Origin of the sequence: Cupriavidus yeoncheonensis (assembly GCF_905397275.1) — a bacterium.
GTDB classification, from domain to species: Bacteria; Pseudomonadota; Gammaproteobacteria; order Burkholderiales; family Burkholderiaceae; genus Cupriavidus; species Cupriavidus yeoncheonensis.
The window spans coordinates 456,015-477,794 of record NZ_CAJPUY010000001.1 but is presented as its reverse complement, the minus strand read 5'-3'; the positions used below and the strand labels follow the sequence as shown (position 1 = coordinate 477,794).

General features: G+C 66.9%; 20 protein-coding genes. 8 read left to right on the top strand and 12 right to left on the bottom strand.

What is annotated here, in order from left to right; translation table 11 throughout:
- Positions 1–29 precede the first annotated feature (29 nt).
- Together KHO22_RS02275 and KHO22_RS02270 are read right to left on the bottom strand one after the other, a co-directional pair.
- Complete coding sequence (locus KHO22_RS02275; protein WP_211945449.1) at positions 30–1,268, bottom strand: alpha/beta fold hydrolase; 1,239 nt, start codon at positions 1,266–1,268, stop codon at positions 30–32.
- Positions 1,265–2,563 carry an MASE1 domain-containing protein gene (locus KHO22_RS02270; RefSeq protein ID WP_420839570.1) on the bottom strand — a complete coding sequence of 433 codons (1,299 nt, stop codon included), beginning with the start codon at positions 2,561–2,563 and terminating at the stop codon, positions 1,265–1,267. Before KHO22_RS02270 ends, KHO22_RS02275 begins: the two co-directional genes overlap by 4 nt.
- Positions 2,564–3,082: 519 nt before the next feature.
- Here KHO22_RS02270 and KHO22_RS02265 point away from each other — a divergent pair.
- From KHO22_RS02265 to KHO22_RS02255, 3 genes are all read left to right on the top strand, one after another.
- On the top strand, positions 3,083–3,568 hold the full coding sequence (locus KHO22_RS02265; protein ID WP_211945448.1) for a DUF3761 domain-containing protein: 486 nt from the start codon (positions 3,083–3,085) through the stop codon (positions 3,566–3,568).
- 234 nt (positions 3,569–3,802) lie between these two features.
- Complete coding sequence (locus tag KHO22_RS02260; RefSeq protein WP_211945447.1) at positions 3,803–4,192, top strand: hypothetical protein; 390 nt, start codon at positions 3,803–3,805, stop codon at positions 4,190–4,192.
- 93 nt (positions 4,193–4,285) lie between these two features.
- Positions 4,286–4,579: a hypothetical protein gene (locus KHO22_RS02255; protein WP_211945446.1), complete on the top strand. Its 294-nt coding sequence runs from the start codon at positions 4,286–4,288 to the stop codon at positions 4,577–4,579.
- A 7-nt stretch (positions 4,580–4,586) separates the two neighbouring features.
- On the opposite strand, the gene KHO22_RS02250 is transcribed toward KHO22_RS02255, so the two are convergent.
- The 3 genes from KHO22_RS02250 to KHO22_RS02240 all read right to left on the bottom strand — a co-directional run bounded on the left by KHO22_RS02250 (position 4,587) and on the right by KHO22_RS02240 (position 9,898).
- Complete coding sequence (locus tag KHO22_RS02250; protein WP_211945445.1) at positions 4,587–6,152, bottom strand: alpha/beta hydrolase family protein; 1,566 nt, start codon at positions 6,150–6,152, stop codon at positions 4,587–4,589.
- A gap of 367 nt (positions 6,153–6,519) precedes the next feature.
- Entirely contained in the window at positions 6,520–7,224 is a 705-nt protein-coding gene (locus KHO22_RS02245; RefSeq protein ID WP_211945444.1) for a cysteine peptidase family C39 domain-containing protein, read from the bottom strand.
- A gap of 232 nt (positions 7,225–7,456) precedes the next feature.
- Complete coding sequence (locus KHO22_RS02240; protein ID WP_211945443.1) at positions 7,457–9,898, bottom strand: TonB-dependent receptor; 2,442 nt, start codon at positions 9,896–9,898, stop codon at positions 7,457–7,459.
- 472 nt (positions 9,899–10,370) lie between these two features.
- On the opposite strand from KHO22_RS02240, the gene KHO22_RS02230 reads away from it, so the two are divergent.
- Positions 10,371–12,113, top strand: coding sequence for a PQQ-dependent methanol/ethanol family dehydrogenase (locus KHO22_RS02230; protein ID WP_211945442.1), 1,743 nt, complete (start codon positions 10,371–10,373; stop codon positions 12,111–12,113).
- Positions 12,114–12,198: 85 nt separating this feature from the next.
- The gene (locus KHO22_RS02225; protein WP_211945441.1) at positions 12,199–12,522 is read left to right on the top strand and encodes a c-type cytochrome; all 324 of its coding nucleotides are present in this window, start codon (positions 12,199–12,201) and stop codon (positions 12,520–12,522) included.
- 59 nt (positions 12,523–12,581) lie between these two features.
- On the opposite strand, the gene pqqE is transcribed toward KHO22_RS02225, so the two are convergent.
- From pqqE to pqqA, 5 genes are all read right to left on the bottom strand, one after another.
- Positions 12,582–13,751, bottom strand: coding sequence for a pyrroloquinoline quinone biosynthesis protein PqqE (gene pqqE / locus KHO22_RS02220; RefSeq protein ID WP_211945490.1), 1,170 nt, complete (start codon positions 13,749–13,751; stop codon positions 12,582–12,584).
- Positions 13,723–13,995, bottom strand: coding sequence for a pyrroloquinoline quinone biosynthesis peptide chaperone PqqD (gene pqqD, locus KHO22_RS02215; protein WP_211945440.1), 273 nt, complete (start codon positions 13,993–13,995; stop codon positions 13,723–13,725). The genes pqqE and pqqD overlap by 29 nt, the downstream gene beginning before the upstream one ends.
- Positions 13,992–14,684, bottom strand: coding sequence for a pyrroloquinoline-quinone synthase PqqC (gene pqqC / locus KHO22_RS02210; protein ID WP_211945439.1), 693 nt, complete (start codon positions 14,682–14,684; stop codon positions 13,992–13,994). Before pqqC ends, pqqD begins: the two co-directional genes overlap by 4 nt.
- A complete protein-coding gene (gene pqqB / locus KHO22_RS02205; RefSeq protein ID WP_211945438.1) occupies positions 14,681–15,598 on the bottom strand; it encodes a pyrroloquinoline quinone biosynthesis protein PqqB in 918 nt (305 codons plus the stop codon). The genes pqqC and pqqB overlap by 4 nt, the downstream gene beginning before the upstream one ends.
- Before the next feature lie 161 nt (positions 15,599–15,759).
- Positions 15,760–15,834: a pyrroloquinoline quinone precursor peptide PqqA gene (gene pqqA, locus KHO22_RS02200; protein WP_012355514.1), complete on the bottom strand. Its 75-nt coding sequence runs from the start codon at positions 15,832–15,834 to the stop codon at positions 15,760–15,762.
- Positions 15,835–15,916: 82 nt separating this feature from the next.
- Here pqqA and KHO22_RS02195 point away from each other — a divergent pair, with 82 nt between their 5' ends.
- Positions 15,917–16,858, top strand: coding sequence for an alpha/beta fold hydrolase (locus KHO22_RS02195; protein ID WP_211945437.1), 942 nt, complete (start codon positions 15,917–15,919; stop codon positions 16,856–16,858).
- A 22-nt stretch (positions 16,859–16,880) separates the two neighbouring features.
- Here KHO22_RS02195 and KHO22_RS02190 read toward each other — a convergent pair whose 3' ends face one another.
- Positions 16,881–18,968, bottom strand: coding sequence for a sigma-54-dependent Fis family transcriptional regulator (locus KHO22_RS02190; protein WP_211945436.1), 2,088 nt, complete (start codon positions 18,966–18,968; stop codon positions 16,881–16,883).
- A gap of 306 nt (positions 18,969–19,274) precedes the next feature.
- Between KHO22_RS02190 and pedF the strand changes: the two genes are divergently transcribed.
- The gene (gene pedF, locus KHO22_RS02185) at positions 19,275–19,754 is read left to right on the top strand and encodes a cytochrome c-550 PedF (protein ID WP_211945435.1); all 480 of its coding nucleotides are present in this window, start codon (positions 19,275–19,277) and stop codon (positions 19,752–19,754) included.
- A gap of 64 nt (positions 19,755–19,818) precedes the next feature.
- Complete coding sequence (locus tag KHO22_RS02180) at positions 19,819–20,697, top strand: substrate-binding periplasmic protein (protein WP_211945434.1); 879 nt, start codon at positions 19,819–19,821, stop codon at positions 20,695–20,697.
- Positions 20,698–20,796: 99 nt separating this feature from the next.
- On the opposite strand, the gene KHO22_RS02175 is transcribed toward KHO22_RS02180, so the two are convergent.
- Positions 20,797–21,687 (bottom strand): CAP domain-containing protein, encoded by an 891-nt coding sequence (locus tag KHO22_RS02175; RefSeq protein ID WP_230426708.1) that lies wholly within the window; start codon positions 21,685–21,687, stop codon positions 20,797–20,799.
- Positions 21,688–21,780 lie beyond the last annotated feature (93 nt).

Genomic DNA, 21,780 nt, shown 5'->3' with positions numbered 1-21,780 from the left:
GTGTTCCAGGCCGCGTGTTCTGGGCCCAGTTATTCCCCGTCGGCCGGCGCCCGATCCGCGGCCACGGCGTCTCTGTCCTCCGTGTCGGGAGCGGGCCGGTATTCGACGGCCAGGATCCTGCCATTGCTGCACTGGATCATCTGCGTGCCGTGGCGCTCGACAGCGTGGCCGTCGGCCACGTACGAAATCACCAGCGGGATCGCTACGGTCTGCCCTTCGATGCGGGGCGGGGTCGGGGCGGCAACACGCAGAGACGGGCCGGCCATTTCCCCCATCCGGGCAAACAGCGCGATCACGGCGTCGCGGTCGTCATAGGTGCCGGCCAGCGGATGCGTGCCCAGGTGTCGCCATTGCACGGTCGGCGCGAGCAAGGGAAACAACGCCTCGACGCGATGCGTGGTCAACGCCGCCAGATACTCGGCAGCCAGCCTGGCCACGGCCTCGTGCGCCATCGGTACTTCGACCTGCTTGCGGGCTTGCCTGCGGGCGCGCGCCGGGTCGAACCCCAGGAATTCGAGCACGCTGCTGACAACCTGTTCGCGATCGTTGTCGACACAGATCATGTGGTAGGAATTTTCCAGGACGATCTTGCGCACGTGCGGCACCGTGGCTTCAAGGAAGTCGGCGGAGCGAAGGCTGGTCAGTTCGTCCTCCCGCGCGTGCACGACCAGGGTAGGGCAGGTGATGCGGGAGGCGCCGTGCTGCACCCATCGGCGCAGCCGGTCGACCTGACGGATGCAGGCCAGCGGCACCCATCTGTAGTGGAAATTGTCGCCGCGCTCGAACTTGGCCTTGACGATGGCCCGCACGAGATCATTCTTGATGCCGTAGGGCTCGTCCTCCTCGACCTTGATCCGCGCAGGCAGGCCTGGAACCCGATAGACCGGATAGCGCAGCAGGCGATACCAGGGTGTCGACCAGCCATCGATGTAAACCGGCGCCGAGAGCGCCACCAACTGGCCCTTGCGGTGCTGGCGGCGTTCGCACAGGGCGAGCGCCAGCAGCGCTCCCATGCACATGCCGATCACGTGGAAGACTTCGTATCGCCCTGCCAGTTCATCGTATGCACTCGTGACGGCGTCGAGCCAGTCCTCCGCGCGCACTGGCAGCAGTGCCTCGGGCTGGCCGCCGTGGCCGGGCAGGGTGATGGCATGCGTCTCGACGTCAACGCGCCGCAAGGCCTTGTGCAGCGGGCCGAGGTCGAACTGGGTGCCACCCAGCCCGTGGATAAGCAAGGCGCCGGTGCCAGTGCCCGTCGACGCTGTCATGCCGCGATCCGGCTTTCCGCTTGAACAGGTCTGACCACGCGCCATGCACCGGCGATGACGGCAACCGATTCGTCGCCATCGAGCAGGGGACCGCTCATATCGACGAGCGTCGTCGTGGTGCCGGCCGGCAATTGCAGCCGGAACCGCAAGTCATCGCGTGATTCGCCGTCGCTTTCGCGAAGCCAGCGGCCGCGCACCAGCGCGCGGTCCTCGGGGTGGACCCGGGCAAGGACCTTGTCGAGATCGGAGAAGTCCGCTTCGGACACGCCCAGGGCGCGCTCAAGGTTGCCGCTCCAGCGGATCGTGCCGTGATGGGGATCCAGGCAATAGATCAGCTGGGCGCTGGCGGCAAGCGCCAGTTCCACGTCGTTCTGCCGGGTGGCGGATTGCTCATGGAGTTGTTCGCGGCTTGTCTTGAGTGTATTGATCAGCAGCGTCAGCAGGGCAGCCACTGCCAGGTAGAGTTGGGCTTCCAGCAGTGACCTGCCGCGATGCAGGGCAGTCTCCACGAAGGGCCCATCGCCCTGGCTGGTATTGATCAGGACGAAGCAAGCGAGCAGGGCGACCGAAGCAGATCCGGCGCGCGCGCCCCACAGCAGGGTCACGACCGTGACAAAGAACAGCGGAATGTACGTCAGCGCGAACGAAAGGCCGCTTGGTAGCGGCGGCAGGCCGATCCCATCGAAGATGAGCAGCGCAGTCACCAGCAGTGCGCCAAATGCGCCCAGGCCGAACAGGAAGTCGCTGCGGCTGATGCTGCCCGAGCGTTTGGCCCGGAAGTGCGACCAACCGGCCAGGACAGGCGTCATGATAAGCACCCCCACCAGGTCGGAGGCGGCCCAGACCCGGGCAACCGGCCAGAACGGAGCGCCCGTCACGATCGTGTACCAGCCCGCGCCAAAAGCGGCGCTTGCGACGCTGCACACCAGACCGGCAATCAGCAGCGCGCGAACGAAGGCAAGGCCTTCAAGCGAAAACCGGGTCAGGCGTGTGAGGCGGACCAGCGCGACGGCAACTGCGGCAAAGCCGATTTCGTCGAGGGAGAACAGCACCATGCGCCAGGCGTCGCGGCCTTCGACCGCGCCCAGCAGCATCTGTGCCGCGAAGAAGGCCATGCCGAGCGCCAGCCAGCGCCGCGCCGGTGCCAGCATGAAGGCCGCAACCGTCACGCCTGCCGGCAACCAGATATAGCCGGTGGTGGCAAACGGGCCGTTGATCTTGTGGGAAACATAGCCGGAGCCGAAGTACAGCGCTGCCCACAGGAGCAGGGCAGCGCCGCGAGCGATTGGGTTCACAATGGTGCTCCTTGCGTTGAGAGCGGCTTGCGAGGGGCCCGGCCGTCCCGGCATGAAAATGCCGTACTTTGCCAGATAGTGCGATTTGCGTCGATGCGTCGACCAAAGCAAACATTGAACGAGGCGCCTACCTGTCTGCATGCCTACCGCTCCCGCTGCGTTTGCCAGACCGATTGGAAATGGATCCTGCCGTGCACCCGGCGACCAGACGCCGTCATCGTCCCGGCTCCCGCTCACCGCGGCGATTGGTGCAGCCCCACGGACGCGGCGGATACGGAAAACGCCAGCTGCTGCTGTTTCCACTAATTCACGACCCGTTGTCAACGGCGGGCACCTTGCAGCAGTTAATGAAGACGGGTGGGGCAAAACGCCGCAATACCGCGCGCCCCGCACCAGGCATGGTCGCCCGCGGCACTGCCAGTGCCGGCAATTCACCTCGGGCAATGCCTGATCAGCCTGTCGACAGCGTCGTGCAGACGCATTTCATGCCGTGGTTTCACCCGGATATGGGAGCAGCCAATGAAGACACTGCTGTTATCGATGGTCGCAGCGGCCGCGCTGGGCATGTCGCTCGGTGCCCATGCGCAGGCACCCGCTGGCGCGCCGGCCGACAGTACCGCCCTCTGCAAGGACGGGACCTACTATTCGGGCGCGACAAAGAAAGGCGCTTGCACCGGACACAAGGGCATCAAGGATTGGTATGGCGCCGAGGCTGCCGCTTCGGCGCCCGCGGCCGTCGGTCCCGCGCCGAAGACGGCAGCGTCTTCATCCGCCGCAACGGCGGCCCCGTCGAAGCCCGCAGCGCCGCTGGCCCCGGCAGGCGAGAAGAAGACCGCCGTGGCGCCGGGCGGTGGCCCGGGTCAGGTCTGGGTCAACGCATCCACAAAGGTCTACCATTGCCCGTCCGACCGCTACTATGGCAAGACCAAGAGCGGCGAATACATGTCGGAGTCGGACGCGAAGGCCAAGGGCTACAAGCCGGATCACGGGAAGGCTTGCTCCTGAAGGCATCCGCTGCGTGGGGCCCTCCAGCCCTGCTTTCGAATGACTCAGAGCAGGCCGACCGACGCTACTGTCCCACTCCACTGCGATGACGGGCGCGCGCGTGGGCCGACACGTCTGTCACCGGGTCGGCCAGCTTTCACGCAGTAGTGACAGCATCACCCGGCGGCATTCGCCCGTTTGCCGCACTAGTCCCGGTTCGGGTCAAGCAACCGTGTCCCTTCAGGAGGGCGTGCCATGGATGTGCAGCAACTCGTCACTGAATTTCTTGCTTCCGAGCACGGAGGGCAGGCCGCCCAGGCGCTGGCGGATCAGGGCATCGGCGCGGACGATGCCCAGCAGATGCTGAGCCATGCGGCAGAAGCCGCTCATGATCACGTGGAAGAACAGGGTGGCGGCCTGATGGGCGAGCATGCAGGCAAGAGTTTTTTTGCGGCTTTCGCCGCAGGCCTGGTTCATGGGGATGGTTTTTTTCAGTCGCTGAAGGAGGGCGGGGAGGGCATCCTGACTGGCCGGGTGGCGGAGTCGCTCGCGGGAAAGATGGGCATTGACCCAGCCACCGCATCGACCCTGGCCGCCGCCGCGACTCCCTATCTCGTGGCATTCCTGAAGGAAAAACTCGCCTGATATCTGTCGCGGCCCCACAGCGTGGATGGTTGGGGGCGGGGCGGCCGTTGTTCGCGCCGCAACTGGAAAGCCCGCCTTAGCAGAGATGAGCAAATGCCCGATCTGGTAACTGCCGCCTCCTGTTTCATTGTCATTATCGCGCAGAGGGCGGCAACTGCGCGGCAACTGCGCGGGCCTATGCCAACCGCCAGTTCAGCATCAAGCGTACGAAGAGCCTGCAGCGCGTTGGAGCACCAGTATCAGGTCTTCCGGGTCTTCCGCAATGGTCCCGGCCTGCCTGGTCTCATGGTCGGCCTGGCAGGCACGCGGATGCTGCACGCCTGCAACGGCATCACCGCGAAACACACGCGTGCCGGCCTGCTCATCACCGCTCACGCAGGAAACTGACAAGGCCTCAGAAGCTCCCGAAAAACGTGCGTGCCGCAGCCATGCAAAACGGCGCCACCAGATCGCCATGGTAAGCCTCGATCACCGCGGAGGCGCCGCCATCCGTAGCGCCGCCGGCGACAGCCTGCGCGGCCAGTGTTGCCTTCGCGCTGGCAAAGCCCTGCTTGATCGCGGCATAGGGATCATCAGTCCCGGCGACAGAGGCATCGACGTCCAGCACCGTCGTCAGTGTTTGCGGCACTTTGGCGTTTTTCCAGTAAGCCTGCTCGACGGTCGCATTGAAGAAAAAGACAGTCGGGTCGTTGTGCCCGCCGCAGAGTTGAACCGGAGCGTTCGGCGTCCAGTTGCGCAAGTCATTGCGCATGAATGCCTGACGCAGGGGATGGGCCGGACTGGCCGCCGGGGCCATCGCAACGGTTGCGTTCGGGAATGCGCCATCCGGATGCACGAGTCCGTCCTGCAGCATGCTCAGACGATATTCATTGCGCACGAGGTTGCCATGGCCGAACCCAAGGGCAAATATTGGCGTCAGGTCTGCCGGCGTAATCGGTGACGAGGTGGGTGGCGTCAGCGCGGCAAACTGCGGGGCGGGCGCGCTAAGGCTGAAGAGCGCAGCGGCAGGAAGTTTTCGTTTTCCGATCAAGGCGTCGATGGAAGTCATACTCGGCAGCAATCGTTCGATCTCATGCGCGTAGGCAGGCTCGTAGAGATCGCCTGGACTCCCATAGAGATTCCCGTAGGCATGCTGGTAGCTCGTTGCCACCAGGGCCGTAAACACGGTGGAGCCGATATCCACCTCGCCCGCGACCAAGGCATCGCCCATGGCCCCGAGGGCGTAGGGGCCGGAACCCATCGCCGCCGCCGTCACGTTGACGCCCGCCGCCTGCAGGGCACGGTGCGTGGCCATGGCAACGTAGCCGCCCTGCGAATAGCCCGTCACGAAGAGCTTGCCGCTATCCCAGGTCAGTTTGCGCGAGGCTGCTCTGCCGATGGCAACACGGCCTGCCGTGAGCGAGTCGATCATGTCGGCGGACTGCTGCGCCGCATTGAGGTATGGGTGATAAGCAAGGCCGGAGCCTGAATATCCCGCGTAGTTGCTCGCTATGACGATATAGCCCTGAGCGGCGTACATGGCGGCAACGGCCAGGCCTTCGGATGCGCCGTCGCCGTTTTTCTTGTCGGCTTGCGCCAGGTCGGCAATATTGAAATGGCGATAGGTGGTGGTCCCGTGCGCATACAGCATGGTCGGGCGTGGCCCGCTGCAGGCCGGGCCGCCGCTGGGAATCATCAGGGCCGCGCTGGCGTTGGTGGTCTCATTGGCGCCGCCGATCGTGCCGTAGCGGAAGTACACGATCTCCAGGGCGCAGGCCGGAGTACCGGCGACCCGCATAAGCTGCCGTCCTGCATGGCTTGAACCTAGCAGGTTCGCCAACGCGCCCGCACTGACGCGCAGCGTGGTGGTCTGATCCAGCAACTGGCCCCGCAGTCCGTGCACGGATTGCGCGAAGGCCCCCGCACTGAGTGTCAGGCAGGCTAAGGCCGCAATACAATGCTTTCGCTTGATCGGATTCATGTTGACCCTTATCCCGATGATTCGGTTTGTTTTTAGTCGCGTGGTCCACGAATCGACAACCGGTAGCGCCCTTTTTCGAGTGTACGGCCCTCATGAGCAACCTCGCCAGGCTGCATGCCACGCCTGGTCCGGCAAGTGCGACGGTCTGCCTGATTCGCGATGGCCAGCGCGTAATGGCTTCAGCTGGTCAGCCAGGCTGCTGCGAAGGAGAAATACTCGCATACAGGTCGCCGTGGCTCTCAGAATCCTAGATTCCGCCTTTTGAAAGTCAAGGAGCACATGCTTCAGCGCAATGCCGACCGGGACCGCCAGATTCCCGGTTCTCCGGCCATCGCATCGGAGCAGGCGGCAAGCTGCGTGATAATTTCTAGACCTGCTCCCGGGATGCTGTGCCGGCCAGTGCGGGCCACATCTTCAGCCGGCTGCCTGCCAGGCTTAGCACCTTGAGCGTCGCGGCAAGCAGCCGCTCGCCATGGCCAGGCCATGCTGGCTGCGGCACCATGCCGGACGGTGGGCAGGGCTGGTGGAGTTCGGTATCGGCCGGGAATTCGGGCTCTGACGCGGGCTGCGCCAGGACTGCGTGCCCGCTGTACTGGGCCAGCAGTTCATCGTGACCGACTTCCTGCACCCCGCCGCCCCAACCTGGCAGGGCGACGATCAGCCGTCCGCATTGTCCGTATTCGCTGCGCCGGAGCAGCACGCACGGCCGGTTCCCGCCCAGCAACAGGATGGCCGGCAGCATGGTGTCCGAGATCTCGTCGAGACTGCAAGCCACCAGCTGGGTCGACAAGCCGAAATGCGCCGCGGCGATGCCCAGCAGTGGCAAGGTCAGGTTCACCCCTTCCCGGGGCAGCCTTTCCTGCAGGGCTGCGGACGACACCGGTCGTTGCAGGGTCCGGTTCATCAGCAGCAGGCAGCCCAGGAGCGGATCATCCGCGCCCGACAGCCGGCCGGTTGCGGCGGCGTGCTCGCCTTGGGCAGCAGGGCAATGCGGGTCGGGAGCGCCGGAATGCGCGGTGGGATCCGTCCCGGGTGATGGTGTTCGCCGCGATGGCGCCGAAGGGGCCGCCATGCCTTCTGCAGGCGCTTCAGATAGCGCAGGGCCAGCCGGCGCGTGCCGCACGCGCGAAATACGCTCACCCATGATTCCCCCCGGTTTCAGTGGTGTGATCCATTTTTTTCGAGCGTAGTACACCAGGGCGCACGGGCCTATCGTGAAAACGGGCTAGAGTCGCCGCGCGCCAGGATTGAATCAGGATTGAAACGCCTGTGTGTTTTCAGGACAAGGCCCTCTCGGGCGGCCGCTACATCCGGTACACCACGCCCAGCCAGACACTCCGCGGCGCCCCCGGAGCCACGAACAACGCCGTCGCACTGTCGCCTGGCGCGACGTGGGGCTGCACCAGGGTGCCGCCGGGAAACACATTGTTCGCGACCTGGCCGTAGGTCTCGTAGCGACGGTCAAGCAAGTTGGCCACGCGGGCATAGACCTCGAAGTGCTTGTTGAACTGGTACACCGCGCGCAGGTTGACCGTGGCGTAGCCGGGCACGTGCCAGTTGGCCGCCTTGGGCGGCTGGTCCGGCTGGGGGTCGCCGCGCAGTCCGTCTTCATTGCCGCTGGCGGCGCTGTCGGACACGGCGACCAGGTCGGCGCCCAGCGTCAGCCCCGCCAGCGCCTGCCAGTCTGCACCGAACTTGAGTGTGTGGCGCGGCAGGCCTGCCATGCGCATACCGGGGTGGACGTTGATGGTGCGCTCGCCGACCGCAAGCTGCCCGGTCGCCTGGTAGGTTGCCTGCAGGTAGCTGTAGGCAAAGCGCAAGGTGACAGCGCCGATGCGCTGGCGGGCGGTGAGGTCAAGGCCCTGGTTGCGGGTGCGGTCGAAGTTGGCGAAGTAGCCCATCTGTGTGTTGGGCGCGCGCAGGAACAGGATGTCGTCGTGGTTGTCGATGCGGTAGAGCGTCGCGGTGAGGTCGGTGTCCTTGCCGGGGCGCCAGCGCACACCGGTTTCATAGGCGTGCGAGACGACCTGCTTCAGGTAAGGGTCCGCCTGCAGCCCTGCGGGCAGGCGGCACGGCTGCGTCGGGTCGGCACAGCCGAGTTCGAGCACAGTGGGCACGCGGTTGTTCTGCGCGTAGCCGCCAAACACCGAGACGCCGCCGCCCAGCTTCTGCACCAGGCCCAGCGCGGGATTGAGACGGCGGTAGGTAAAGCTCTCTCGCGCTTGCTCGCTGCCGTCGCTGTTCTGCAGGGTATTGCTCACCGTGGCGAGATTCCATCGTGCCGACGCCGTCAGGAACGTGCTCGGCGTCAGGGTCCAGGTGTCGGACAGGTATATGCCGAACGTGCGGGCATTGCCGCTGACGCCGGAGACCAGGCTGTTTGGCGCACCGGCGTCGGCCACGGCGCCGCGGTCGTCGGTGAAGCTGCCCGGCTGGGCATACTGGGAGTAGGTCAGCCGGCTCCGGTCCAGGCTGATGCCGGCATTCAGCACGTGGTGTCCGGTCTCCCTGGCCAGGCTGAGCGCCACGCCCACGGTCTGCTGCCGCATATGGCTGGTATTGACCACGGCGGGGTGCAGCGCGGCGCCTTCGGCACGGGTGAAGCCGCAGCCGTCGCCACGCGGGCTGCCGTCGGCATTGAACCCGTCCTCGCAGGCTTGGGCATAGGCTTCGTAGTCGGGGTTGACGTCGCCGCTGGTGGTGTCGCGCCGGCTGGTGCGCACATAGGCAAGGGCGGCTGCGCTGGTCTTGTCGTCGAACCAGTGGCGGCCGTTGACGGCGACCTGGGTGAGCTGGTTGCGCGTCTGGTCCGGGTAGGTATAAACCGCGCGGCGGTTCAGCTGGTAGAGGTCGGGCTCAGTCCCGTTGCCGCTGGCATGGTAGGCCGGTACCAGTCCATTGCCGGTCAGCGTGCTGCGGCCATGGAGCAGCGATACATCGAAGCTGTCGGTCTCGCCCGCGTAGCCCGCCTTGGCAAAGACGTTGCCGAGTTGCCCTGACGAGTCGTCCCGCCAGCCGTGCTCCTGGAACAGCGTGCCGGCGGCGAAGGCGTGCCAGCCGCCTTCGCCGCGCACGCCGCCCGACAGGTCGGCGCGCTTGCGGTTGCCGCTGCCATAGGACAGGTCGGCGGTGAAGCCGGGCGAGTCCAGGCCCGAGCGCGTGGTCATGGCCAGCGCGCCGCCCAGGCTGTTCAGGCCATAGGCCGGGTTGGCGCTGGAGACCATCGACACGCTTTCCAGGGCAGCCTCCGGGATCATGTCCCAGCTGATCACGTCGCCGAACGGCTCGTTGATGCGGATGCCATCGAGATAGACCGACAGGCCTTGCGGCACACCCGCGATCGATGAAGCGCGGTAGCCGCGGTAGGTGATGTCGCTCTGGAAGGGGCTGCCCTGGATATCGTTGACGTTGACGCCAGCCAGGTTGCGGCCCAGGTAGTCGGCCAGGTTGCTCGCGCGCGTGCCGTTCAGGTCAGCGCCGCGCACGGTCTGCACGGTGTAGGGCACCAGGCTGCTGTCCACGCCGATGCCGGGCAGCGGCGCGGCCGCCACCACCAGCACTTCCGGCAGGACGGCACTGTCCTGCGTTGGCGCAGCGGTGTCCCATTGCGCAACAGCGGGCCGCTGCGCCAGCACCGCTGCGGCCATGGCAATGGCCGTGGCCGCGCGGCGGCAGCGCTTGCCGCGCCGCGCGCGGGCGTGGTGGATGGCCTGCGGCTGCGGCGCAGGGAACGGGTTGGCTGGCATCTTGCGTCTCCTCCGGAACAGGGGTGCGCTGCCTGCGTTGGGCAGCGGCTGGACTTGAACTCGCTGAGGGGATGGAGAGCAGGTTTTGTACCTTGGGTACGAAGAGGACGAGAGCTCGACTGGTTCCGCCAGTTCGCACGCGGCACTGCAATCGAAGACGTCGCTGCGCGTTCCTGCCCGTGGCCAGCTACCAGACGCTGATCCGCAAGAAGACGGGACTGGCCAACCGCGTCGAGACGCATCGCCATGCGGTGGCGCACGGCTTTGGCTGACTGCCCAGGCCACTGGCGGTTGTTCAATTCCGGAGCAGATGCAACGCAATGTTGCGCGCTGACACGGCCACCACGGCCTCATGCGGCTGCAACCGGCGTGTTTGCGCGGAAATTCCACTGGCATGGGAATTGCCAACTGCGTCACTGGTGTGTGGCGCAGTGGCGCACCGGTGGAAACCGAAAATAAGGAGGAGAAGACAATGAGGACGTTACGACTAGTGATGGCAGTCGCGGCTGCCGTGGCCACCCTGGCCGCGCAGGCGGCAGTGACCGATGCCATGATCGAGAACGATGCGAAGAGCCCCGGCGACGTGTTGTCGTGGGGCATGGGGCCGCAAGGCCAGCGCTATTCCGGGCTGACGCGCATCAATACCAAAAACGTTGCCAACCTGGTGCCGGCGTGGTCGTTCTCGTTCGGCGGCGAGAAGCAGCGCGGGCAGGAAGCGCAGCCGCTGATCCACGACGGCAAGATGTTTGTCACGGCGTCGTACTCGCGCATCTACGCGCTCGACCTGAAGACCGGCAGCAAGCTGTGGAAGTACGAGCACCGGCTGCCGGAAGGCATCATGCCGTGCTGCGACGTGGTCAACCGCGGCGCGGCGCTCTACGACAACCTGGTCATCTTCGGCACGCTGGATGCGCAACTGGTCGCGCTCGACCAGAAGACCGGCAAGGTGGTGTGGAAGGAGAAGCTGGCGGACTATGCCGCGGGCTATTCGTACACGGCGGCGCCGCTGATCGTCAAAGGCATGGTGCTCACCGGCATTTCGGGCGGCGAGTTCGGCGTGGTCGGTCGGGTCGATGCGCGCGATGCCAGGACCGGGCAACTGGTGTGGTCGCGCCCGGTGGTCGAAGGCCACATGGGCTACAAGTACGACAAGGACGGCAACAAGACCGAGAACGGCGTGACCGGCACCGAGAACGCCAGCTGGCCCGGAGAGACCTGGAAGACCGGCGGCGCCGCTACCTGGCTGGGCGGCACCTATGATCCGTCCACGGGGCTGGTCTACTTCGGCACCGGCAACCCCGGCCCGTGGAACAGCCATATCCGCAAGGGCGACAACCTCTACTCGGCGTCGACGGTGGCCATCGATCCGGCCACCGGCAAGATCGTCTGGCACTACCAGAACACCCCGAACGACGGCTGGGACTTTGACGGCGTCAATGAGTTCGTGACCTTCGACCTGGACGGCAGGCGCATGGGCGGCAAGGCCGACCGCAACGGCTTCTTCTATGTCAACGACGCGACCAGCGGCAAGCTGGTCAACGCCTTCCCGTTCGTGAAGAAGATCACCTGGGCCAGCGGCATCGACCTGAAGACCGGCCGGCCCAACTACATCGACGAAGGCCGCCCCGGCGACCCGGCCAGTGGCACCGACCCGAACAAGGGCAAGTCCGTACTCGCCGCGCCTGGCTTCCTGGGGGGCAAGAACCAGCAGCCGATGGCCTACAGCCCGCAGACCGGCCTGTTCTACGTGCCGGCCAACGAGTGGGCGATGGACATCTGGAACGAGCCGGTCAGCTACAAGAAGGGCGCCGCCTACCTGGGCGCCGGCTTCACCATCCATCCGCTGAACGAGGACTACATCGGCGCGCTGCGCGCGATCAACCCCAGGACCGGCAAGATCGTCTGGGAGGTCAGGAACAACGCGCCGCTGTGGGGCGGGGCGATGACCACCGCCGGCGGGCTGGTCTTCTGGGGCACGCCGGAAGGCTACCTGAAGGCCGCCGACGCCAGGACCGGCAAGGAACTCTGGAAATTCCAGACCGGCAGTGGCGTGGTGGCGCCGCCGGTCACCTGGGAAGACAACGGCGAGCAATACGTGGCCGTGGTGTCAGGCTGGGGCGGCGCGGTGCCGCTGTGGGGCGGGGAAGTCGCCAAGCGCGTGAATTTCCTGGAGCAGGGCGGTTCGGTGTGGGTCTTCAGGCTGCACAAGGGCTGAACGCGGACCCATCAATGCTCTGGACACGCCGGCATCGCTGAGCCGATGCCGGCGTCTTTGCAACACGAAACAGCGGGACCAAGGTATGAAAAAGGAATGGATAGCGCTGGCGACGGCTTCACTGCTGCTGCCTTGCGTGGCTCAGGCGGACGCCGCGGCCGATATGCAGGCCCTGGCTGACAAGAACGGATGCTTTGCCTGCCATGGCATGCAATCGAAGGTGGTAGGCCCCGGGTTTGCCGAGGTGGCGGCGAAGTACAAGGGGGACGGGCAGGCGGCCGAGAGACTCGGCCGGAAGATCCGCGACGGTGGCAAGGGTGTGTGGGGGCCGGTTCCCATGCCGTCGCACGGGAATCTCGGCGAGGCGGATGCCAGGAAACTGGCGGAGTGGGTGCTGAGCGCGGGGTAAGGTTGTGCGATCGCTCCTGGCACTACGGTTGGACGTCTGTAGTGCCAGGACCCACTACATCATTCGTTGCCGCTGCTCAGCCGCAGCGAATTGCCATCGCTGCGAAACACCATCGGCTGCATCTCGCCGTGCGCTTGCAGGGTTGCGAGCCTGCCCTGCAGCACGATTTCCCTGACCCTGCCATGCTCGCCGGAACGCTCGCACACCGGGTCCGTCGCGGCGGGATCGCCGGTCAGCAGCAGAGCCTGGCAGCGGCAACCGCCGTGGTCTTCCTCGCGATGGTCACATGAACGACAGGGCTCCTGCATCCACGCCGTGCCGCGAAAGCGGCGGAACGCCTCGCTGTCGCACCAGATCTCCCGCAGGCCGTGCGTGGTGACATTCGGCAAGGCCAGGTCCGGCAGCATCCGCGCCGCATGGCACGGTAGCGCAGTCCCGTCCGGCGCTACGCCGAGAAAGGTGGTGCCCCAGCCATTCATGCACTTCTTGGGCTTGCCCTCGAAGTAGTCGGGCACCACGAACAGGATCTGGCACTGCTTGCCGATGCGCGCCCGGTATCGCCCGACTACAGCCTCGGCCTCGAGCAGTTGCTCCTGCGTCGGCATCAGCGCAAGACGGTTGTGCCATGCCCATCCGTAGTACTGCGTGTTGGCCAGCTCCAGGTACTCGGCCCCCAGCTGCAGCGCCATGTCGATGATGGTGCCGACATGCGGGAGGTTGTGCCGGTGCAGCACGCAGTTCATCACCATCGGATAGCCATGCGCCTTGATCAGCCTCGCCACGCGCTGCTTCAGGTCGAAGGTGCGGGTGCTGGACAGGAAGTCGTTGAGCGCGCGCGTGGAGTCCTGGAAGGACAGCTGGATATGGTCCAGGCCCGCCTCGCGCAGCGCGGCGAGCCGGGCGTCGGTCAGGCCCACGCCGGAGGTGACGAGGTTCGTATAGAAGCCCAGTCCATGCGCATGCCGCACCAGTTGTTCCAGGTCCTTGCGCAGCAGCGGCTCGCCGCCGGACAGGCCGAGCTGCACCGCACCGAGCGCGCGGGCCTGGGTGAATACGTCGAGCCATTGCGCGGTGTCGAGTTCAGCGGTGTGCCGGGCATAGTCGACCGGGTTGGAGCAGAACGCGCAGTGCAGCGGGCAGCGGTAGGTCAGCTCGGCCAGCAGCCACAGCGGCGGGCCGGGCCGTGCGGCGGCCGGGGGATCAGACCAGCCAGCCGCGTTCGGTGGCATGTTTGACAAAGGCATGTACCTCCGGGGCGATGCCCTGCACGCCGAAAGCGGCCTGCAGGTCGTCGATCAGCATGTCCAGCGTATGGCCGCCGTCGCAGCGCTGCAGGATGGCGGCAGCGCTGTCGTTGAGGGTGACCATGCCTTCCGGATACAGCAGCACCCAGCTCTGCTGGGCCTCTTCCCATTGCAGGCGGAAGGTCCGGTGCAGGACCGGACGGGCGAGTTCTGGCGGATGGGCTGTCATGGGTTGGCCAGCTGGATCGCATCGAGCATCGACCAGAGCACGTCGAGCTTGAACTGCAGGATATCGAGGGCGCGTTGCTGTTGTTCCGGGGTGCGGAAGTAGCCCAGCGTCACGCGCAGGCCGTGGTCGACATCGCGCTGCGCGAGCGGGATGCGCGAGCGGAAGTAGTCCAGCCCGGCGGCCTCGATCCACGGGTAATGCGTGGGCCAGCCGGCCAGCCGCTCCTTGTGGATCTCGGGCGCGAACATCTCGGTGAGCGAGGAGCACACCGCTTCCTGCCACGGCGCGCGCCGCGCGAAGTTGACATAGGCGTCGACGGCGAAGCGCACGCCCGGCAGCACGTGCCGATGGTCGAGCAAGGCCTCGCGCTCGAGCCCCGTGGCCTGGCCCAGCCGCAGCCAGGCCTCGATGCCACCGGGCCGCGTGTCGGTGCCGTCGTGGTCGAGGATGCGTACCACCCACTCGCGGCGCGTGTCGCGGTCGGGGCAGTTGGCAAGGATGGCGGCGTCCTTCAGCGGGATGTTGGCCTGGTAGTAGAAGCGGTTCGCGACCCAGGCGCGGATCTGTTCGGGCGAACACAGGCCGGCCGCCATGCGCTGGTTGAACGGGTGGTGAATGTGGTACCCGCTTTCCCTGGCGCGCAGCCGGGCCTCGAACGCTGCGGGGCTTGATGCGGTGGAATGTGTCATAGGGCGATCTCCATGCCGTCGTACGCCAGTTCGATGCCGTGCCGCGCCAGCACGGCGCGCTCCGGCGAGTCTTCCACCAGCACGGGGTTGGTATTGTTGATGTGGATAAGGATCTTGCGGCTCGCCGGCACCCGGTCGAGGATCTCGATCATGCCGCCGGGGCCCGACAGGGGCAGGTGGCCCATGTCGGCGGCGGCCTTGGCGGAGAAGCCGAGCGTCTGCATCTCGTCCTCGCGCCAGAAGGTGCCGTCGACCAGCACGATGTCCGCGCTGCGCAGCTCGGCGAAGACGTGGTCGTCGATGCTGCCAAGGCCTGGCGCATAGAAAGCGCGGCGGCCGCTGCGCCGGTCTTCGATGCGCAGGCCGATGTTGTCACCCACGCGCGGCGCGTGGCGGCCGGGCGAATAGGGGGGCGCCTTGCTTTGCAGCGGCACCGCGGTGAGCATGACGTCGTCCAGCGGCGGCACGGAGAACGGCGAGCCGTCACCGGGCAGGGTATGCGTCTGCAAGCCGCAGTAGTGCGACAGCATGCGGGTCAGCGGGAACGCGGTGCCCAGGTCGTCGAGCACCGCGGCCGTGGCATAGAGCGGCAAGGCCTGGCGGTGCTCGCGCAGCATCAGCAGGCCGGTGACGTGGTCGATCTGGGCATCCATCAGCAACACCGCCGCGATCGCCGTATCGCGCGGCGCGCGTGCCGGTTGCAGCGCCGGCGTCTGGCGCAGCTGCTGCAGGATGTCGGGAGAAGCATTGACCACGATCGCATCCGGTCCGTTGCCGGACAGGGCGATCGATGACTGGGTGCGGGGCGTGGCCCGCACGGTGCCGCGGCGCACGCCATCACAGTTGTGGCAGTTGCAGTTCCACTGCGGAAAGCCGCCGCCGGCGGCCGATCCGAGTACCCGGATGGTTGTCATGGCGCGAGCGAGTTGGGGTTGTCATGGTTGCAAGGGGCAGGCGTGCGGCCCGGCGCGCCGGACGCGATGCTTCACGGTTCTTGCGGTCCGCCTGTGTGCCTTGCGTTTGCGATCGCGGCGGTCATGCCGGGACGTTGGCATGTCGCCGCGCGCAGCAAGCCTCAGCGGTTGGCGATATACATCGTGATCTCGAAGCCCAGCCGCAGCTCGGTATAGGCAGGCGTGGTCCAGGTCATGTCTCTCTCCTTGGTTGGCATGTTTAGTGAATATCGTCTTGACGCGGCAGGCTGGCTGCCGCATTCCCTCAAGGCAACATCCATGCCCGACGTGTCTGCGACATCCGACTGCTTCTACCTGCGTACGCCGGACGCGCAGCGCGTGCATGTGCGGCTGGCCGGGCCCCCGGATGGCGAACCATGGCTGGTCCTGCACGGCGGCCCCGGCAGCGGTTGCTCGGCGGCGATGGCGGCATGGTTCGATCCGCGATGGCACCGGGTCGTGATGCCGGACCAGCGCGGTGCGGGCAAGTCCAGGCCGGCAGGTTCCCTGCGCCGCAATAACGTGGGCGCACTGCTGGCCGACCTCGAACAGCTGCGCCAGGCGCTGGGCATCGAGCGCTGGGGCGTGGTCGGCGGCTCCTGGGGCGCGGCCCTGGGGCTGGCCTATGCGGCGAAGTGCCCCGATGCGGTGGCAGCGCTGGTATTGCGGGGTACGTTCCTGACCGGGCGCGACGACATCGCCAGGCTGTTTGCGCCGCGCCGCGGCGGCCGGCGCATGCTGCAAGGCGTCAAACCGCGCGGCGAGCGCCTGCCGGATGCGCGGGCCCACCGGCTCACTGTGTCACGACTGTTGCAAAGTGGAACACCTGTCCGGAAATGGGACACCGCCGCGGCGTGGCGCGAGAGCGAGCAGGTCTTGCTGGGCCTGCCCGCGCGGCAGCACTTGCGCCGCCAGCCGCCGCGCATGCGGGAGGCGATGGCCGCCAAGTACCGCATCCAGGCGCGCTACCTGCGCAACCGGGCCGGGTTGGGCAAGCCGGGCCTGCTGCGGGCGGCGCGGACCATTGCCGCACATGGCCTGCCGGTGACACTGCTGCATGGCAGGTTCGACGCGGTCTGCCGTCCCGCCAATGCCCGGCGCCTGCAGGCCGCCATGCCTGGCGCGCGCCTGGAGTGGGTCGATGGCGGGCACCTCGCCACCGGCGCACTGGGCAAGGCATTGGCCGCAGCGATCGTCGCAGTGCGCTGGCAGCCGGGATGACGGCGGCACGGAAGGCGAGGGATCAGCCCGGAGGTTGCGGCAGCCCGCGCGCCTCCTCCATCTTGCGGTAGACCGTATTGCGCGAGATGCCCAACGCCTTGGCCGCGGCCGAGATATTGCCGTGGTGCGCCTTGACGGTGGCGACGATGAGCTGTGCCTCGACCTCGGCCAGCCGCGTCGGCTGTGTGCCCCACTGTGTGCCCTGCTGTGTGCCCCCTTGCCCGACGGGGCGAGCCACGGATACCGTCAAGCCCCGTACCACCGGCCCGCCCGGCGCCGCCGCCAGTTCGTGTCGCTCGTGCCCCTCGTGCCCCTCGTGTCGCTCCTGCCGCTCGCGCAGGTCGTCCAGGAAGTCGTCGGGCAGGTGGTCCTCGGTGATCTCGGCTTCGCCTTCCGCCATCAGGCGTGCCGTGCGCAGCAGGTTGCCGAGCTGACGCATATTGCCCGGCCAGTGATAGCGGCGGAACAGTTCCATCACGGAGTCCCGGATGCGGGGCGGCTCCGCTCCAGCCTGGCCCTGGTCCTGGCGCAGCAGCTTGCCTGCCACCACGTCGAGGTCGCTGCGCTCGCGCAGGGCCGGCAGGCGCACCACCAGCCCGTTCAGGCGGTAGTAGAGGTCTTCGCGGAACTGGCCGCCGGCGACCATCTCGCGCAGGTTGCGGTTGGTGGCGCACACCACCAGGACATCCACCTGGATCACCTTGCTGCTGCCCAGCGGCTGGACGGCGCGTTCCTGCAGCGCGCGCAGCAGCCGCCCCTGCAGGTGCAGCGGCATGTCGCCGATCTCATCCAGGAACAGGGTGCCGCCATTGGCCAGGAGCATCTTGCCGATGCCGCCCTTCTTGCGGGCGCCGGTGAAGGCGCCTTCCTCGTAACCGAACAGCTCCGACTCGATCAGGTTTTCCGGGATCGACGCGCAGTTCACCGCGATGAAGGGCCCCGCGTGCCGTGGGCTGTCGGCGTGGATGGCGCGTGCCATCAGCTCCTTGCCGGTGCCGGTTTCGCCCAGCACCATCACCGGTATGTCCTTGCCGATGACCTTGCGCAGCTTGCCGATCACGGTCCGGATCTGCGCGTCGCCGGTGTCCAGGTCAGCCAGCCCTTCGGGCCGGGCCGGGGCTGCGTAGAGGCGGCGCGGCGCCGTGATGGCATCCGGGGCGCCTGCGGGCGCGGCGGCCGTGCCGGGCATCGAGGCGGGACTGGATTTCCATTCCGCGCGCGCGCTGACCTTGACGCCGCTCGGCAGCTGCAACTGCACGATGCCGGCCGGCGCGCCGCGCACCGCATCGAAGAGCAGGGACATCGGCATCCCGAACAGCGAAGAAAAGGTATGCGCCTGCAGCGCCGCATTGGACATGCCAAGCTGGAACTGCCCGCTGCGGTTTGACGACAGGAAGCGTCCGCCGGGCGTGAACGAGACGATCCCTTCCACCAGCGTGCCCAGGAACTCCGCGCGCGAATGGAAGCGGATGCACACCATGTCGCGGAAGGCGTTGCCGAACAGCTGGTTCTCGATCATCTGCGCCGACATCCGCACCAGCGCCATGGTGTGCTTGTGGAAGCCACGCTGGTCGCCCGTCACATCCAGCGCGCCTACCGTCTTGCCGTAGGGGTCCAGGATGGTCATGCACGAGCAGGTCAGGAACTGGTTGGCTTCCAGGAAATGGTCGGCGCCGTGGACCAGCGTGGCGCGGTTCTCGGCCAGCGCGGTGCCGATGGCATTGGTGCCGCGGCTCTCCTCCGACCAGTCCGCGCCCGCGCGCAGCGCCACCTTGTCGGCCCGGGCGAGGAAATCGTCGTCGCCCAGCGAGTGCAGGATCAGGCCGTCGGCGTCGGTCAGGATCACCATGCTCTGCGTATTCACGATCTGGTCGTAGAGCGTTTCCATCACCGGCAGCGCGTAGGTGAACAGGGACTGGCTGCGTTCGATTCTTGTCTTCAGTTCGCTTTGCAGCACCGGGCAGAAGTCCGGCGACTCATAGGGGCGCAGGCCATACGAGGCGGAGCGCTGGTGGGCCAGGGCAATCAGTTCGGCGCGCTCGGGCTGGCCGGCCAGATCGCCCAGATTGCCGGACGTGGCAGGGCGAACGGGCTCCGCTGGGATGGTCATGTCTGTGTCTCCTGTGGATGGTCGCCCGCGATCTTTGCGCGGGTCGCAGTCGGCGCCTTCGTCGCCATGGCCTGGCGTGGCGTCAACAGTGTTGCGTCATGTAGCAAGACGCTTGCCAGAGTGTGGCATTCCGGGACACCGCCGTGGCGATGGTGCGCTGCACGCGCCGGAGCAGTCGCCGGAAAGCCTGCTGCCAGGCGGTGCGGCGCCTGCTCCGGCCTGCTCTGGCCCGTTCCGGCCCGCTGGTATGGCTCTTGCGGAAATGGTGGCAAACAAAAACCCCATCCACCACTGTAGGAGACATCCATGAAAACGCAGCGCCGCCTGCTTGCCCTGCTTTCGCTCTGCGCCATGCTGGGCGCCACCCCGGCCGGAACCGCATGGGCCCACGGCGATGTCACGCCGCAAGCGGTCGACACCAAGTCCCTGCCGCAGCTTGGCGAAGAATGGCGTCCGGACAACCCCTATCGCGCCGGCGGCGAACAGCAGGAGGCGCAGCGGATCGGCAGCTCGGCCTACAACCAGAACTGCGCGCGCTGCCACGGCCTGGAAGCGGTATCCGGCGGCATCGCCCCCGACCTGCGCAAGCTCGACGGCGATTGCATGTCGCTGGCCGATGCCAGGAAGAAGCAGGCCTGTCTCAGCGAAATCTCGCAGTACTTCACCACCACCGTGCGCAAGGGCCGAACCCGCGATGGCCGTGTCTACATGCCGCCGTTCGACGGCGTGCTGAGCCAGGAAGCCGTGTGGGCGATCAAGACCTATCTGGAATCGCGGCGCGAGTGAGGCAGCGCTGTCCCGCAGGCGAACCCCTCTTTCAGATTCGTTGTTTCCACGTTCAGGAGATCCCATGTCACCGAGGCTTCGTCCGATCCCGGCCGAGCCGGCCCGGCGCAGGTTTTGCGGCGCCTTGCTGGCGGCCGGCGCGCTGCTCTGCACCCGGCCGGCGCTGGCAGACCTGGCTCGCATCCGCCAGAACGGCACGCTGAAGGTCGCGGTCTACAAGGGCTTGCCGCCGTTCTCGGCGGTCGCGGGCAGCCAGTACGCCGGCATCGACGTGGCGCTGGCCCGGGCCCTGGCCAGCGAGCTGGGCCTGCAAGTGTCGCTCTTGCCCTTCGATGCCGACGATGACATGGCCGACGACCTGCGCTCGATGGTATGGCGCGGCCATTACCTCGGCTACGGGCCGGCGGACGTGATGCTGCACGTGCCGGTCGACCGCGCCTTCATGCGTGCCAACGACCAGGCCCTGATCTTCGCTCCCTACTACCGCGAGACCTTCGTGCTGGTGCGCGACCGCGAGCGCGTGCCGGACGTGCGCGGCCTCGAAGACCTGGCGGGCCAGGCCACCGGCGCAGCCGCCGGCTCGGCCGGCGCCAACGCCTTGTTGTCCGGCGCGGGGGGCGCCTTGCGTGACAGGGTGAAGATCTACCCCGAAGCCGACGACGCCCTGCGCGCGCTTTTTGCCGGTGATATCGCCGCTGCCATGGTGACCCGCGCGCAATACGAGAGCGCACTGAAAACCGCGAATCAGTCCGCTTCGCGCTTTGCCACGGCAGACATCGCTTCACCGCTGTTGCCGCCGCGCGGATGGGCCATTGGCATGGCCATCAAGGCTGGCGACCGGGCGCTGGCCGAATCACTGGAAAACGCACTGGAGGCGCTGCGGCGCAAGGGTGAACTGGCCCGCATCTTCGCCAGCCATGGGGTGACCTTGCAGGAGCCATAAGGGCAGGGCGGCCCGCAAGGCGGGCCGCTCCGGTCATGGGCACGCAAGGAACGGCCGGAAACGCAGCGTGGCAACGCTTGTCCCTGCAAAGGACGCCGATCAATACGCCGTAAAGCGCCAGGACTTGCTGATCGCCACGCCATTTCGCGCACCGACAAAGCTCGCGATATAGGTGCCGGCGGCGATGGGCTGCGTGGGGAGCAGGAAAACCACGCCCCGGTACAGGCTCGCGTCCGCGACGGCCGAAGCCACCGAGCCGGCCTTGGACTCGGCAGGCACCAGGATGCGTGCGGGCACGGCATCGCCGCGTGGGCCCGTCAGCGTGAAGCTTGAAACCGTCAGCACGTCGGCTGGCTTTTCCACATTGACCCGGAACATGATCGGGGTACCGGCGGCGGCCAGGTCGGGCGCCGGATTCGGGATCTCGTCAGCGGGAACGAACAGGCCGCGCACGCTGGCATTGCTGGCGGGGTAGTGGGCGCCAGTGCCGGGAGGCAGTTGCTGGCCGCCCCATTGGGCGAGGCCATAGCCTCCGGTTCCCGCCGCGGTCACCACGCCGAAGTTCGCCACGCAGTAATTGTCACGCATGGCCAGGCCGATGGTCTCCTGATTGCTGGTGATCCCTTGCAGGTGGTAAACCGAGTTCGCCAGCGAGGCAAGACAGCGACCGATATCGCCGTTGTAGGCATTCTGTCCGACCCATTGCCTGTGCGAGCCGCCCACGGCAAGCACCTGGTGGTACGGATCGGGGCTGGTGAAGCCAGGATTCCCGGGCGTCTCCGTATGGCTCATCACCGCGTTGAGCTTCATATACTCCAGGTGGTTCTCGGCCGCGGCGTCCAGGGCGGGGTCCTGCCGCAACGCGCCTACACCCATTGCAACGCGCAGGGCGTTGAGGGCATTGAAGAATTCGAGGCGCGGGTCGGCCCGGAAGTAAGTGGATCTGTGCGTGGTTCCGGCCGGAGCTGAAGGAGAGGGCTCCTTGCTCAAGGTCGGTTTGCCCGAGAGGTTTGCGACGATTGTCGGAGGGGTGGCACCGGCGTTGTCAATGCAGGCGCAGACCGCGACGACGGCTGACGTCGC

Bases quoted from the DNA above. Each gene is read 5' to 3' on its own strand.
- KHO22_RS02275 (WP_211945449.1), bottom strand. From the start codon at position 1,268: ATGACAGCGTCGACGGGCACTGGCACCGGCGCCTTGCTTATCCACGGG.
- KHO22_RS02265 (WP_211945448.1), top strand. From the start codon at position 3,083: ATGAAGACACTGCTGTTATCGATGGTCGCAGCGGCCGCGCTGGGCATG.
- KHO22_RS02260 (WP_211945447.1), top strand. From the start codon at position 3,803: ATGGATGTGCAGCAACTCGTCACTGAATTTCTTGCTTCCGAGCACGGA.
- KHO22_RS02255 (WP_211945446.1), top strand. From the start codon at position 4,286: ATGCCCGATCTGGTAACTGCCGCCTCCTGTTTCATTGTCATTATCGCG.
- KHO22_RS02250 (WP_211945445.1), bottom strand. From the start codon at position 6,152: ATGAATCCGATCAAGCGAAAGCATTGTATTGCGGCCTTAGCCTGCCTG.
- KHO22_RS02245 (WP_211945444.1), bottom strand. From the start codon at position 7,224: ATGGCGGCCCCTTCGGCGCCATCGCGGCGAACACCATCACCCGGGACG.
- KHO22_RS02240 (WP_211945443.1), bottom strand. From the start codon at position 9,898: ATGCCAGCCAACCCGTTCCCTGCGCCGCAGCCGCAGGCCATCCACCAC.
- KHO22_RS02230 (WP_211945442.1), top strand. From the start codon at position 10,371: ATGAGGACGTTACGACTAGTGATGGCAGTCGCGGCTGCCGTGGCCACC.
- KHO22_RS02225 (WP_211945441.1), top strand. From the start codon at position 12,199: ATGAAAAAGGAATGGATAGCGCTGGCGACGGCTTCACTGCTGCTGCCT.
- pqqE (WP_211945490.1), bottom strand. From the start codon at position 13,751: ATGCCACCGAACGCGGCTGGCTGGTCTGATCCCCCGGCCGCCGCACGG.
- pqqD (WP_211945440.1), bottom strand. From the start codon at position 13,995: ATGACAGCCCATCCGCCAGAACTCGCCCGTCCGGTCCTGCACCGGACC.
- pqqC (WP_211945439.1), bottom strand. From the start codon at position 14,684: ATGACACATTCCACCGCATCAAGCCCCGCAGCGTTCGAGGCCCGGCTG.
- pqqB (WP_211945438.1), bottom strand. From the start codon at position 15,598: ATGACAACCATCCGGGTACTCGGATCGGCCGCCGGCGGCGGCTTTCCG.
- KHO22_RS02195 (WP_211945437.1), top strand. From the start codon at position 15,917: ATGCCCGACGTGTCTGCGACATCCGACTGCTTCTACCTGCGTACGCCG.
- KHO22_RS02190 (WP_211945436.1), bottom strand. From the start codon at position 18,968: ATGACCATCCCAGCGGAGCCCGTTCGCCCTGCCACGTCCGGCAATCTG.
- pedF (WP_211945435.1), top strand. From the start codon at position 19,275: ATGAAAACGCAGCGCCGCCTGCTTGCCCTGCTTTCGCTCTGCGCCATG.
- KHO22_RS02180 (WP_211945434.1), top strand. From the start codon at position 19,819: ATGTCACCGAGGCTTCGTCCGATCCCGGCCGAGCCGGCCCGGCGCAGG.